Genomic DNA, 14,677 nt, shown 5'->3' with positions numbered 1-14,677 from the left:
ATATTGTTGTCTCCGTTAGGTTAACAGTAAACGGAAAACTCTATAAAAGCGATTCTGAATTTAAGGGAGGGTTACAATTTTTTCTTTAAAGAAATGCCTTACCTCTGTATAAGCCTCATACAATCTAATTGCTTGGGGTTTGCTAACGTTATAAACTGTTAATCTTCACCATTCAACTGTAGTAAGGCAATGAAATATAATAGCTGTTTTATTTTTACTGCCCATTTCCATTGTTCTTGAAGCGTAGATTTATATATAGTTTTCCAGTTATCTCGATACCACCAAGAAAACCAGATGACCAAATTATAAGTTAAACCTTAAAACGTTGACTTAACGCTACGCCGATAAATACAAGCATAAAAATGAGAGCTTCAATGACTGAGCCATTACCCGATTTAATTAAAGAAATATTAGACAAAGACACAAACGCCGATATTGCAAGTGATGTTGTTATTCAGACGGATGCGAGTGAACTTTCTCTTTTACTTGAATCGTTACCAATAGAAGAGCGCATATCTCTTTGGGAAAAAATCCCGGTAAACAAAAAGCTTAATGTGCTGATAGATATGCGCGGTGACCCTCGTGAGGTGTTAGTTAATGCAACTGATGAAGAACAGTGGGCAGAAATTTTTCAAGAGATCAATGCGGAAGACTTACTAGAATTAGCCAGCTCCTTTCCTCATGAGTTGATGGAACAAGCATATAATGCTCTGGATAAAGTACAAAAATCTTACTTTACAAAAGCCAATGAATTTCCCGAAGATCAAGTTGGACATTGGGTTAATCATAATTTTTTAATTCTTCCTATTAACGCTCGTGTAAGGGATGCAAATAGATTATTACGTAGAGATGTGCCAAAGCTTTGCGACACGATATTTTTGGTTAATCGATTTGGTCATTTTTCTGATGCCATTTCAATCGTAGATATATACGGCCAACCCGAGCACATTCCATTAGCCGACTTAACTATTGAAGAATTTCCTGTCTTAGAAGCAACATCATTAACTCACGAAGCCGCAACTAATGTTCACCATTCTGGCTATAGTGCGTTGCCTGTTATAGATGAAAATATGAAGCTGATAGGAAGACTAGATGCCTTGGCTGCCTCCGACTTGATTAGTGAGTACTACGAACGGCAGTTAATGGCCAGCGCAGGTATGAATGAAGATGAAGATCTATTCTCACCTGTGAAAAAAAGCGCTCAAAGCCGCGCGCTATGGTTAGGTATTAACTTAATAACGGCCTTATTAGCCAGTGCTTTTATTAGCATATTTGAAGCTACAATACAGCAAGTTGTCGCACTCGCAGTGTTAATGCCCATAGTGGCGAGTATGGGAGGAATTGCAGGCAGCCAATCATTAACTCTAATAATTAGGGGCTTGGCATTAAATCAAATAACAAAGGCGAACCTTGGGGCATTATTAAAAAAAGAGCTTAAAGTCGGTGGATTAAACGGGGTGGTCTGGGCCGTGGTTATTGGGTTGCTGGCAATGTTTTGGTTTAATGACAGCCTGATCGGTGCTGTTATTGCTGTCGCGATTTGTTTAAACATCTTAGCAGCGGCCTTAGCTGGTGTTGTTGTGCCTGTCGCCCTAGATAAATTTAAAATCGATCCCGCATTATCTGGTTCTGTAATATTAACGACTGTAACCGATATCGTCGGCTTTGTTGTGTTTTTAGGTTTAGGCACCCTGATTTTATTGTAATAGTGGGTTATAAAGTTTTTATAATATGAATCAAGATATTGCGATTTGGCTTGTTATCGCATTTTGTATACCTCAACCGGAATGTTTTCAGGATTAAGTTTCTGGGATATTTGGTTTTATTACAATGTTTAAAACATAAAAAACGAGCTCTATTGAGCTCGTTTTTTCGAAGTTTAACTTTCAAACTTTATTCGAAAGTGACAACAACAATTATTCAGCGTCTACGTACGTCTCAACTGCTGGGCATGAACAAATTAGGTTACGGTCACCGTATACGTCATCGATACGGTTAACGGTTGGCCAGAACTTGTTAGCCGCGGCTGCTGGTACTGGGAATACGGCTTCCGCTGTGCTGTACGCACGATCCCAGTTAGCATCAGTGATGTCCGCTAAGGTGTGTGGTGCGTTGTGAAGTGGGTTATCTTCAACAGTCCACTCACCAGATTCAACTTTGGCAATTTCAGCGCGAATTGAGGTCATCGCTTCAACGAAACGGTCAAGTTCAACTTTGCTTTCAGACTCAGTTGGCTCAATCATTAGTGTGCCAGCAACTGGGAATGACATCGTTGGTGCATGGAAACCGTAGTCCATTAAACGCTTAGCAACGTCCATTTCGGTAATGCCAGAGGCTTCTTTCAGTGGGCGAAGGTCAACGATACACTCGTGCGCTACGCGGCCATTGTTACCCGTGTATAAAATTGGATAGTGCTGGCTTAGTTTGTGCGCTAAGTAGTTAGCGTTGGTGATTGCGTACTTAGTCGAATCAGTCACACCTTTCTTACCTAACATAGCAATGTACATGTAAGAAATACATAAGATACCCGCTGAGCCAAATGGCGCTGCTGATACCGCACCGTTGCCGTTAAGGTCGCTGTTAAACTCAACTAACGCATGTCCTGGTAAGAATGGCGCAAGGTGAGATTTAACACCGATTGGGCCCATACCTGGACCACCGCCACCGTGAGGGATAGCGAAGGTTTTGTGTAGATTAAGGTGAGATACGTCAGCACCGATGAAACCTGGGCTAGTGATACCAACCTGAGCGTTCATGTTGGCGCCATCTAGGTAAACCTGACCGCCGTTAGCGTGAATGATTTCACACACTTCGGTGATGGTTTCTTCGTAAACACCGTGTGTCGATGGGTAGGTGATCATGATACACGATAGGTTTTCAGCGTGCTCTTCCGCTTTAGCGCGAAGATCTTCTAGATCAACGTTACCGTCTTTATCACACGCTGTAACAACCACTTTCATACCAACCATTTGCGCAGAAGCTGGGTTAGTACCGTGCGCTGAAGATGGGATCAAACAGATGTTACGGTGACTGTCACCACGGCTCTCGTGATACTTGTGAATCGCGATAAGACCTGCGTACTCACCTTGTGCACCTGAGTTAGGTTGCATTGAGATGTTGTCGTAGCCTGTAAGCTCAACTAACCAATCGCCAAGCTCGTTAATCATTTCTGAGTAACCTTGCGCTTGGTCTAGTGGTGCAAACGGGTGCATATTGGCAAATTCAGGCCATGATACTGGGATCATTTGCGCCGTTGCGTTTAGCTTCATGGTACAAGAACCTAGTGAAATCATTGAGTGGTTCAATGCAAGGTCTTTGTTCTCAAGCTTTTTGATGTAACGTAGCATCTCTGTTTCAGAGTGGTACGAGTTAAATACTGGGTGCGATAAAATCGCAGACTCACGTACTAATTCTGCTGGAATTGACGACTCACCTTTAGCGATAACAGCAGCGTCTAACTCTGCAACGTCTAAACCGTGGCCTTCACCTAGTAAGATATCAAATAGTTTGGCTACGTGTTCACGTGTTGTTGTTTCATCTAAAGAAACAGATACTTTACCGTCAACGTCTGTACGTAAGTTAACGTTCGCCGCTAATGCACGGGCAACGATAGCGTCTTTGTTTTCTACTGCGAACGTTAGCGTATCAAAGAAGTTAGCGTGTAATGCTGGCAAACCTTTTTGCGCAGTACCTAACGCTAAAATGTTAGCGAAACGGTTAATGCGGTTAGCAATAGTTTTTAAGCCTTTTGGACCGTGGTAAATCGCGTAGAAGGCAGCCATGTTCGCTAGTAGCACCTGTGCTGTACAGATATTTGAGTTAGCTTTTTCACGACGGATGTGTTGCTCACGCGTTTGCATCGCCATACGCAAGGCATCTTTACCGCGGGTATCTTTTGATACACCGATGATACGGCCTGGTAATGAACGCTTGTGCTTATCTTTGGTAGTAAAGAATGCCGCGTGTGGACCACCGTAGCCCATTGGTACACCAAAGCGTTGGCTTGAACCAATTACTACGTCTGCGCCTAGCTCACCCGGTGCTTTTAATAGCGTTAACGCCATAATATCGGCAGCTACCGCAACAACACCTTTGTTGGCTTGTACCGCAGCGATCAATGGTGCGATATCAACAATCTCACCTTCTGCGCCTGGGTATTGTAATAACGCACCAAACACATCGTGATTAACAACATCCGCTGCATCACCTTCGATGATATCAAAACCAAACATTTCAGCACGTTGCTTAACAACGTCAATGGTTTGTGGGTAAACATTGTTAGCGATAAAGAAGTTATTGCACTTTTTGTTTTTAGAAACACGCTTAGCTAATGCCATTGCTTCAGCGGCAGCAGTACCTTCGTCAAGTAGCGACGCACTTGCCAAGTCTAGACCGGTTAGGTCCATACACATTTGTTGGTAGTTAAGCAGTGACTCTAAACGACCTTGTGCAATCTCTGGCTGGTAAGGTGTGTACGCTGTGTACCAACCTGGGTTTTCCAATACGTTACGTAAAATAACGTTTGGCGTTAACGTTGGGTAGTAACCTAAACCAATGTTTGATTGGAATACTTTGTTTTTACCCGCTACTGCTTTTAAGTCGCTTAGCGCTTTTACTTCGCTCTTGCTCTCACCAATGTTTGGTAAGTTATCAAGACGAATGTTTTTAGGAACAATTTCATCAATTAATGCGTCAACACTATCAGCGCCAATTTCTTGTAACATGGCGGCAGTTTGTTCTGCATCCGGGCCAATGTGGCGACGGATAAAATCTTCAGTTTGCTCTAACTGACTCAAAGTTTGCGTAGACATAGACTTTTACTTCACTTTCTTTGAAATATTGATACCAAGGGTACGCCGTTTTAGGTAGCTACCCACAAGGCACTTGGTACACTGCTAGGCGCTAACCGTTGCAATACCCTTGGTAAGAAACAATAAACCCCGAGTTTCAACTCAGGGTTTATACATACTTGTTTATACGAAATTATTCGTCGTCAACAACGTTTTGGTAGCCTTCAGCATCCAATAGTGAATCTAATTCACCTTCGTCGTTAAGCTTAATTTTGAACATCCAACCGTCACCGAATGCGTCAGAGTTAACTAGCTCTGGAGAGTCTTCTAGCTCTTCGTTCACTTCAATGATTTCACCGCCGATTGGTGCGTAGATATCAGACGCTGCTTTTACTGACTCAGCTACGGCAACATCGTCACCAGCTGCTACTTCGTCACCAACTTCTGGTAGTTCAACAAATACCATGTCGCCAAGTAGTTCTTGTGCGTGCTCAGTGATACCCACAGTAACGGTACCGTCGCCTTCAACGCGAACCCACTCGTGAGAAGATGCATATTTTAACTCAGAAGGAATGTTGCTCATTTTCTTGTTCCTGAAATATATAGATTAAATATTAATTAATTCTTTTGTTGTGCTGAAATCTTTGTCTATGTTGCTGCTAAGACCGAGCAATGGATCGAGCCAAGCCAGTTGAGCAAACTTCATTTTAGTCAAAAATTATCAGATGAAAAGCCCTGTAAAATATTCTTTTTTAGATTATCTACAGCGAGTTGACAATCGTTTTACAGCGCTTTTCTGTAACCTTGAGACGCGAACAGTTGTTACGCAGACGCGCCTAACGTCAATTAAAATGCTTTTTTGCCCATACGAGCAAAACTTGGCTTAATCACTTGCACGTCTACTAGCTTTTTACGCATTTCAACTTGTACCGTATCACCAAGTTGCGTTGCACGTGGTACACGGGCCATCGCGATAGAATGACCTAATGTTGGCGAGAACGTACCAGAGGTAATTACACCTTCACCGTGTTCGGTGATCACTTTTAAACCACCGCGCAATACACCTTTTTGCTCCATCACTAAACCAACTAATTTTGGCTCAGTGCCTGCTTCACGAAGTGCCGCCAATGCGTCTTTACCAATAAAGTCACGCTCTTCATCCCAAGCGATAGTCCAAGCCATGTTTGCCGCTAGTGGCGTTACTGACTCGTCCATATCTTGGCCGTATAAGTTCATACCCGCTTCAAGACGCAAAGTATCACGCGCACCTAAACCACATGGTGCTACACCAGCGTCGAGTAGTTGCTGCCAAAAATCAGCGGCCATATCGCTTGGCATAGCAATTTCGTAACCCGACTCACCGGTGTAACCTGTAGTCGCAATAAATAAATCACCAGCTTGTGCGCTAAAGAACGGTTTCATACCATCAACAGCAGCAATTTGCTCACCGTTTAATAGTGTCGCAACTTTTGCTTTCGCCTGTGGGCCTTGTACGGCAATCATGGCAAACTCTGGGCGTTCAGTAATGGTCACATCAAACGCTTGGGCTTGCTTGTTGATCCACGCTAAGTCTTTTTCACGCGTTGCTGAGTTAACCACTAAGCGGTAATCAGTATCGGTAAAGAAGTAAATGATCAAATCGTCAATCACGCCGCCTTGCTCATTACACATACCTGTGTAAAGTGCTTTACCCGCAACCTCTAATTTAGCCACATCGTTAATCACTAAACGACGTAAAAAAGCTTTCGCTTGGCTACCGTTCACATCAACAATAGTCATGTGTGATACATCGAACATACCTGCGTCGTTACGAACCGCATGATGCTCTTCAATTTGTGAACCATAGTTGATTGGCATTTCCCAGCCGTGGAAGTCTACCATTTTGGCGCCAGCTTCTATGTGCTTGGCATGAAGGACGGTTTTATTTGTCATAATTTTCACTTTTTCAAGGGGTTAGCTATGGCGTATTTAATCAGTAAAAAAGCCTGCTAACGCGCAAACGAAAATGGTAACGGGAGTGCTACCAAAGCGTTAAAAAATTTTACCGCGGATTATACTGAAAAGGTTTTACCCTTTCAATTTTAAAATCACGCAAATTAAAACAAAAGACAGCTATGCGAGCCAAAGCAGAATTAAATTTCACATTAACAGGAAAAACTAAATTATATTTCGAATATAACTTTGCTTTGTATGATTTTGCTAAAAAAACGGCAATCACTACATAAGCGATCGCCGTTTTCGTTAAAAATATCGTGTTCAATAACAAAGACCTTTGTTGTTGAACACCCTAGGCTGTTGCTGGTTTTGCTGTCACTTGAATGCCCATTCGGCGTTTTAAGCCTTCAACAAGTAGGTAGTTAACTGGCACAAGCACCAAGGTGATAAAGGTGGCAAATAAAATACCAAAACCTAATGACACCGCCATTGGAATTAAAAACTGCGCCTGAGTTTGGGTTTCAAACAACAATGGCATTAAACCAATAAAGGTGGTTAACGACGTTAGCATAACCGGTCTAAATCGTGCTTGCCCCGCTTCTAATACCGCTTGCATCACATCGTGTACTTGTTCTCGGCGTTTATTGATAAAATCAACAAGGACCAGCGAGTCGTTAACCACAACGCCAATGAGCGCCATTAAGCCAAGCATACTCATGATGGTTAAATCCATGCCCATGATCCAATGTCCTAATACTGCACCGATTGCGCCAAATGGGATCACTGACATAACGATGATCGGCTGCAAATATGACTTAAATGGGATCGCCAGTAAGCAGTAAATGGTAAAGAAGACAATAATCAAGCCCCAGAATAAACTGCCAAACGATTCCGCTTGCTCCCGAGCTTCGCCCTCAAGTGAATAACTCACCCCAGGGTATTGCTGTACTAGCTGTTCGAGATACTCTTTAAGCTCTGCGTTTAATATGGTCATGTTGGTATTTTGCTTTTCAACGTCAGCAGTTACATTAACGGTACGATAACGGTCAATGCGGTTAATCGACGACGGGCTCTTACCTGGGATTAACTGCGCAACATGTGACAACGGTACTTTATCGCCTGTTGGCGTGCTTACCAACATATTCGACAAGTTCGCTACCGATGCGCGCTCTTCTAGAGGGAAGCGCAACATGACTCGCACATCATCACGGCCACGCTGAATACGTTGTACTTCGGCGCCAAAAAAGGCATCTCGCACTTGACGCGTTAACTGTGTGGTTGACATACCCAACGCATGCCCTTGCTTGGTAAGCTCTAACTGCAGCTCTTCTTTACCGTTCGATAAACTGTCGCTGATCTCAAACACCGTTGGGTAGGTGGTCAAGCGTTGCTTGATATCGTCCGCGGCTTGTTGCAACAAACGCAGATCAGTTGCGCTTAATTGAATATCAATCGGGTCGCCACCACGGCCAATCTCAGCTCTAAAGGTCGAGCTTTCTGCACCAGGTAACTCGCCAATCAATTCACGCCATTCACCCAGCAATTCACGAGAGCCTATGCCTGTGGTATTTTGCTCAGCAGGAATAATTTCAAAACGCACTCGTGATTGATTCCCTTGGGTGGTCGCTAGAATATTCAAAATTAAGCTGCCTCCGTCATCATCACGGTATTTATCTTGTAATTGCTGCGCGGCATTAGCCATACGTACAGTGTAGTTATCAACCACCTCAAAACTACTACCTATTGGCATGGTAACATCGGCACGAACTGTTTCACTTGGAATGCGCGGGAAAAAGATAAACTTAGTCCAACCACTGACAATAAACGATAAAATCAACACAAACACGCCTATGAATAAGGCAAGGGTTGTGCCTTTATGTCGCAATGCTTTTGCTAATACCGGTTTGTAGTAACGTAAAATAGCGTTTTCAAAGCCATCGGCAAAATTCTGCTGCCATAAACTTAATTTCGACTGTTTTTTCTTTTCACTGCGAAGTTTTAGCGACGATAAATGCGCCGGTAATACAAACTTTGACTCAATCAGTGAAAACAACAAAACAGGGATCACAATCGCCGGGATTTGAGCGAAGATAGCCCCACGAAAACCTTCAATAAAACCGAGCGGCAAGAATGCTGCAATAGTAGTTAAAATACCAAAGGTAACTGGTGTGGCGACCTCTTGAGTGCCTTTAATCGCCGCATTAATACCACTGCTATGCACACCGCTTTGGCTATGGCGGTAAATATTCTCACCGGTGACAATGGCATCATCAACAACAATACCAAGCACCAAAATAAAACCAAACAAGCTCATGATGTTTAATGTCACGCCAATCATCGGCATGAAAATAAACGCCCCCATAAAGCTTACCGGGATACCAACAGACACCCAAAAAGCAATGCTTGGACGCAAAAATAGGGTCAGTAACAGCAACACCAAAAAGCCACCCTGCAGGGCATTACTGATCAAGGTATTTAAGCGGTTTTTAACAATTTGCGAGTCGTCATCCCAGTAACTAATGGCAAAGCCTTCGGGTAACGAGTCTTGTCTGTTTTCAATATACGCTTTCACCGCATCAGCTACTTCAATGGCGCTTTGATTACCAATACGGTACACCTCAATTAATGCACCTTGCTGACCGTTAAAGCGGGCACGAATTGGCGTTTCTTCAAAGCCATCATTTACCGTGGCAATATCGCGCACTAATAAACGAGTTCCGTCGGTATTGGTTCGAATGACAATATTTTCAAAATCATCTTTACGGTAGGCTTGGTTTTTACTGCGTACTAACACATCGCCACCGTCGGTCCGAATGTTACCAGCCGACATATCGATGGAGCTATTTTGAATAGCGCTAGATATTTCACTCAAGGTTAACTGATATTGCTGCAATTTATCTTGATTAACATTGATGGCGATTTCGTAATCTCGCACCGCGTCTAATGACACCTGTGTGACTTGTGGCAAACGCAATAACTCATCGCGCACCGTTTCAGCAAACTCACGGATTTCACGCTCACCAAATACCGATGATACCGTCACAGCAATGACTTCTCGCTTACGTTGTAAAGTCGATATCACCGCTTTTTCAGCATCGGCTGGAAAGGTGTTAATGGCATCGACACGGGATTTTACATCGGCGAGTAATTCCCGCACATCATAGCCACTTTCAGCTTCAATACGCACCGAGGCGTTGCCTTCGGTTGAGGTACTGTAAATTTTCTCAATACCCTGTAAATCTTGTACCGCCTCTTCAATACGAATCGCCACGCCTTGTTCAACATCTTCAGGAGTTGCACCGCGTAATGACACTTGCACATTCACCACATCGAATTCAAACGACGGAAAGACCTCTAAAGGGATACGAGTATTAATCGATAATACACCCGCTAGTAGTATTGATATCATCAACAAGTTAGCGGCAACATGATTTCGAGCAAACCAAGCAATCATGATTTACACTCCCTGTCCTGTTTGAGTTCCTGCAACTTGAGCGCGATTATTATTTTCTTGCGATTTTTCTGCTTTGCGCTCGTCACGCTCAGCCGTTGGTTTCTGTTTATCATCATCTTGGGGTGAATGTTTGTTGGCGACGGCTGCTTCACCATCACCTTTATTTTTTCCCAAAATTGCCACGCGAGTACCCGAGTTAACTTGCCCCAATGGAGTGGTCACAAGCATTTGCCCTGCTGCTAAGCCAGATGCAATCAATGCCTGCTCATTGTTTTGCCAAGCAATGTTGACGTTCTGACGTTTTAATTTACCGTCTTCAACCAAGTACACATAGCTGCCTTGATAAATCGCCTTATTGGGTATCACTAGCGCGTTACGAATGCTTTTTCCTTTAATGGCTGCGCTAAAATATTGACCAATTTTAATTGGCATTTTATCGCCCATCGCCGTACCGTAAGGATCGTCAATTTGCGCGACAACAAACAACTGCTGTGATTGCGTATCAAAAGCACCTTCGGTGCGCACCACCCGACCTTGCCATGTTTGTGAAGTCAAATCAGAGGTAAACGTGACCTGTGGTTGCTCGACTTTGGATACCGTTTTTACACGGCTGCTTTCGGGTAATTGCATGTAACGCAAATCACTGTTTTTGATTGGTAAACGAATTTCGACGTAATCAACAGCAAACATTTCAGCTAACTGCGTACCTGAGGACACCACTTGGCCAATATCAACGTGTTTTTTCAAAATACGCCCAGTATAAGGAGCGACAATACGGGTGCGCTCTAGTGCAAGCTTAGCTTTGTCCAAACCCGCTTGCGCTGAATAAACGGCAGCTTCCGCGGCCATTAGCTGCGGCTTACGTAATACCAAGTCCGGCGCTTTTTCACTGTTTCCTAAACGAGTCCAGTCTTGTTTGGCTTGCTCAACTCGCGCTTTTTCTTCACTTAACGCACGCTGTGCCGATAACAAATTTGACTCAGCAATTTTCACTTCCGCGAGGTAATCCCTTGCATCGAGCTGCACCAGCACATCACCTTTTTCGAAAAAACCACCATCACGAAAATCATCATCAATGGCGACAATTTGCCCTGACACCTGCGGAAAAAGCATACTTTGCGTACGCGGGCGCACCACACCGTAGCTATCAACATTAATGGTAAATGCTTGGTTTTGTAGTTGTATCGCTTCAACTTGCAATTGTGGCGTAGCGCTAGGTCGGCCACGCTGTGAGCCTGGCGGGTTGTTCATTACCAGGTAAGCTGCCACAATAAAACCGAACAGGACAACAAAAGGTATTAATTTTTTCATAATCTTAATCTTTCTCTGTTTTAATAGCTTGGTTGCGATGACTGTTGCGTCGAACGAGCTAAAGAAGAAGGAAACGAGCGAGAGTTATCGTAATTGTCGGCTTGAAAGCCACCTACCGATAACGCTAGCGCCAACTGGTTTTGTAATAATTGTGCTTTAAGTTGGATTAACGCCGTTTGCGCATCAAACGCACGGCGCTGTGACTCTAAAACGGTTGTGTAACTAACGATACCTTTCAAATACTGATCAAAAGCAAGCTTTTCAGCGGCACTGGCATTTTCGCTGGCATCGGTAAAATGCTGTAAGCGCTCGGTTAACGTCGATTGACGCTCAATGCCGTTTTCGATTTCACTAAAGGCTTGATATACATTGTCTAAATAACGTTGCTCAGCAATTTTTACATCATTAAACGCTTGCTGCTCGAGTGCTTCGAGACGTCCTGCGTTAAAAATAGGTTGGCTAATGTTACCTATCAACGACCATGCTAACGAACTTCCATCGAGTAACTCATCTAAGGCGCTAGCACTGGTGCCGCCACTGGCGCTGATAGCAAAACGCGGGAAACGATTTTTATGCGCAACCGCTAAGGCGGCATCTTTTTCTAGCAGAGCGAACCAACTGGCATTCAAATCATAACGTCTAGTGACTAAATCAGAAGGCATACCAACATAACTATCAGCGGTTAAATCAGGCAACTGAGCATCGCTGCGCAAAGATGCCGATGGGTAATCGCCTAACACTAACTGCAACGCTCGACTTGCTTCGTTCACCGCCTGTTGTTGCTGAGCTAGGCGAGCAAGCTCAGAGCTGACATCGTTTTGTGTTAAATAAACATCTAACGCCTGATTTAAGCCGAGTCGATAAGAGGCTTTGATTTGTTCAAGGTTTGCCTGTAAGTTTTCTGCTCGCTCGCTATAAAGTGATAACAATTGCTGTGCTTCTGCAAGCGTGTACCACTTACTGACAATATCAGCGGTTAAGTTGGCAAGTGCTTGCGCGTAGTTTGCTTTGGCGATTTTAAACTGCAACTGACTTTGTTGCTGCTGTGCCGATAGCTTGCCCCAAACATCCAGTTCATAACTCAAATCAACACTTAATTCGGCTGAGCTCGTGTAATTTTGTTGCTCTCCTTGAACATTTTTACGTCGAGCTTGGTTAACGTTTAACGATAATTCTGGCCAATCTGTCGCGCCGCTAATGATCAAACCTTGCTCGGCTTGCTGTAACTGCAAACGAGTAATTTTTAACTGTCTATTATCGGCTATAGCCTTACTGATAATCTCGCCTAACGCTTGATTATCAACGTTTGCTAACCAGCGATTTAAGGTAAGTAAGTTTTGTTGCTCAAGCTGAGCTATCGCAGTTTTTGGGACCGCGACAAAGTTTTCAGGCACATCCAGTGCCACAGTTGAATCATCAATAGCCGAAGGTGTCTGGCATGCAGACAGTAGCATAGTTGCAACGGCTATCTGCCATGCTCTGGCTATCTGATTAGGTAATATAGGCATAATGCTTGTCGTTAATATTGTTAATTATTGTGTTGGTGAAGTAAGTCGTACGCTCAGCATTGCATTTTAGATTTTTTAATTGTTATCACAATGTTATTTACATAGCTTTACATAGGCTTCTGCCTATACGTATAAGACCATTACTTCTTATGATAGCAATCAATAACATGTTACGAGAATGTTGAATATAAATAGAAATTAAGAATGCGACAAATCGCTATAAATAAACGATAAAAGCGAAATGCCAAAGCATTAAATAAAAGACATTGGCTAAAAATCCATGACGACGTTGACAGTTTTAACTGGTGATTGGGAAGCGAGATTCAGTAATAAATACAGCATGACATTGCATAGAACATCATGCTGTTAAGCGGTTAGAAATATAAAACCGGAGAAAATTAAAAAGTGCTAATTTCAAAGAGGCGCGATAAAGCTTAAAGCTGCTGCTGATATTTACAAAGCGCAGGTAAGTCACTGCGCTGACCAATCGCTTTAGCAATCATTAATTGTTTGGCTGGGGCAATGTTGTTGACTAGTGACATGCCCATGCCGCGAATAAACTTAGGTAGTTTTTGCTGCAATGCAAAACCTTGCTTAATGGCTTCCATCGCCACCATCATTTCACTGGCATCACTTTTACGCCAGCGACTAAAGGCATTCCAAGCTTGGCTATCATCAAGCGCTTTGCCGTCGCTAATTATCTGTTGCAAGGTTTGCACAAGCGCCGCCACGTCAACCAAACCTAGATTCACGCCTTGGCCAGCTAATGGGTGGATTGTATGCGCTGCATCACCAATTAAAATGACACGCTGTTTTACAAAGTCTCGCGCTAAACGCATGGTTAATGGAAAGGTGACACGTTTGCTTTGTAATTGTACGTTAGCGAACTTACCATCGGTTGCCGTGGTAATACGCTTATTAAACTCATCGTCATCAAGTTGTTGGTACTCAGCCGCGAGCTCTGGTGGCAATGACCAAACAATCGAACATAAATTTGATTGATACAAAGGTAACAATGCCAGAGGTCCGGTATCGAGGAACACTTGCCAAGCGGTGCGTTGGTGATCATTAACCTTAACCGTTGCCACTAACGCATGGTGGTCGTAATCACGGAACGTGACCGGCATATCGATTTGTTTACGCACCCAAGAATTAGCACCATCTGCACCTATCAGCAGTTTTGCCAATAGCGCCTGGCCGCCAGCAAGACTAACAAACACTTCCGACTCGCCCATCGCCAAATTGGTAATGGTGTCGCTAATAATGGTAATACCCTCGGTTTGCTCGGCTTTATGGTGAAGGCTATTGCGGATGATGTCGTTTTCAATAATGTGACCGATATCGTTTTTCTGTTTAGCCATTTTCGGTAAATGTTGGCTGTCAAAATCTAAATGACCAAAACCGTCTTTATCCCAAACATGCATGTGCGTATAAGAACAATGGCGTTGTTCACTGATCTGCTGCCAAACGCCGATGTTACGCAATAAGTTTTGCGAGCTATCATTAATGGCGCTAACACGAAGCTGCGGCGACTCTTCAATCGCATTTAATGGTTTAGGCTCAATAACGGCGACATTTAATTGAGTTTCAACACGAATAGCAAGCGCTGCAGACAAGCCCACCATACCGCCACCAACAATAATAACGTCAAAATGTTGCATGTAATTATTATCCCCTTT

8 protein-coding genes are annotated in these 14,677 nt (G+C 43.5%); 1 reads left to right on the top strand and 7 read right to left on the bottom strand.

Translation table 11 applies throughout. The features are described from left to right. Positions 1–374: 374 nt before the first annotated feature. The gene (locus ACAX20_RS03815) at positions 375–1,706 is read left to right on the top strand and encodes a magnesium transporter (protein WP_371188741.1); all 1,332 of its coding nucleotides are present in this window, start codon (positions 375–377) and stop codon (positions 1,704–1,706) included. A gap of 210 nt (positions 1,707–1,916) precedes the next feature. On the opposite strand, the gene gcvP is transcribed toward ACAX20_RS03815, so the two are convergent. The 7 genes from gcvP to ACAX20_RS03780 form a co-directional block, all read right to left on the bottom strand. Beyond that, positions 1,917–4,811 carry an aminomethyl-transferring glycine dehydrogenase gene (gene gcvP / locus ACAX20_RS03810; protein WP_371188739.1) on the bottom strand — a complete coding sequence of 965 codons (2,895 nt, stop codon included), beginning with the start codon at positions 4,809–4,811 and terminating at the stop codon, positions 1,917–1,919. A 172-nt stretch (positions 4,812–4,983) separates the two neighbouring features. Next, positions 4,984–5,373: a glycine cleavage system protein GcvH gene (gene gcvH, locus ACAX20_RS03805; protein ID WP_371188738.1), complete on the bottom strand. Its 390-nt coding sequence runs from the start codon at positions 5,371–5,373 to the stop codon at positions 4,984–4,986. A 263-nt stretch (positions 5,374–5,636) separates the two neighbouring features. Continuing rightward, positions 5,637–6,722: a glycine cleavage system aminomethyltransferase GcvT gene (gene gcvT / locus ACAX20_RS03800; protein WP_371188736.1), complete on the bottom strand. Its 1,086-nt coding sequence runs from the start codon at positions 6,720–6,722 to the stop codon at positions 5,637–5,639. A gap of 355 nt (positions 6,723–7,077) precedes the next feature. After that, entirely contained in the window at positions 7,078–10,179 is a 3,102-nt protein-coding gene (locus ACAX20_RS03795) for an efflux RND transporter permease subunit (protein WP_371188734.1), read from the bottom strand. A gap of 3 nt (positions 10,180–10,182) precedes the next feature. Next, positions 10,183–11,490 carry an efflux RND transporter periplasmic adaptor subunit gene (locus ACAX20_RS03790; protein WP_371188733.1) on the bottom strand — a complete coding sequence of 436 codons (1,308 nt, stop codon included), beginning with the start codon at positions 11,488–11,490 and terminating at the stop codon, positions 10,183–10,185. A gap of 20 nt (positions 11,491–11,510) precedes the next feature. Next, positions 11,511–12,998: an efflux transporter outer membrane subunit gene (locus ACAX20_RS03785; protein ID WP_371188732.1), complete on the bottom strand. Its 1,488-nt coding sequence runs from the start codon at positions 12,996–12,998 to the stop codon at positions 11,511–11,513. Positions 12,999–13,432: 434 nt separating this feature from the next. Then, entirely contained in the window at positions 13,433–14,659 is a 1,227-nt protein-coding gene (locus tag ACAX20_RS03780; RefSeq protein WP_371188731.1) for an FAD-dependent monooxygenase, read from the bottom strand. Between the last annotated feature and the right edge of the window lie 18 nt (positions 14,660–14,677).

This window comes from Thalassotalea sp. Sam97 (genome assembly GCF_041379765.1).
GTDB lineage: Bacteria > Pseudomonadota > Gammaproteobacteria > Enterobacterales > Alteromonadaceae > Thalassotalea_A > Thalassotalea_A maritima.
This window is presented reverse-complemented; position numbering and strand designations above follow the sequence as displayed.

Bases quoted from the DNA above. Each gene is read 5' to 3' on its own strand.
- ACAX20_RS03780 (WP_371188731.1), bottom strand. From the start codon at position 14,659: ATGCAACATTTTGACGTTATTATTGTTGGTGGCGGTATGGTGGGCTTG.
- gcvP (WP_371188739.1), bottom strand. From the start codon at position 4,811: ATGTCTACGCAAACTTTGAGTCAGTTAGAGCAAACTGAAGATTTTATC.
- ACAX20_RS03795 (WP_371188734.1), bottom strand. From the start codon at position 10,179: ATGATTGCTTGGTTTGCTCGAAATCATGTTGCCGCTAACTTGTTGATG.
- ACAX20_RS03785 (WP_371188732.1), bottom strand. From the start codon at position 12,998: ATGCCTATATTACCTAATCAGATAGCCAGAGCATGGCAGATAGCCGTT.
- gcvT (WP_371188736.1), bottom strand. From the start codon at position 6,722: ATGACAAATAAAACCGTCCTTCATGCCAAGCACATAGAAGCTGGCGCC.
- ACAX20_RS03790 (WP_371188733.1), bottom strand. From the start codon at position 11,490: ATGAAAAAATTAATACCTTTTGTTGTCCTGTTCGGTTTTATTGTGGCA.
- ACAX20_RS03815 (WP_371188741.1), top strand. From the start codon at position 375: ATGACTGAGCCATTACCCGATTTAATTAAAGAAATATTAGACAAAGAC.
- gcvH (WP_371188738.1), bottom strand. From the start codon at position 5,373: ATGAGCAACATTCCTTCTGAGTTAAAATATGCATCTTCTCACGAGTGG.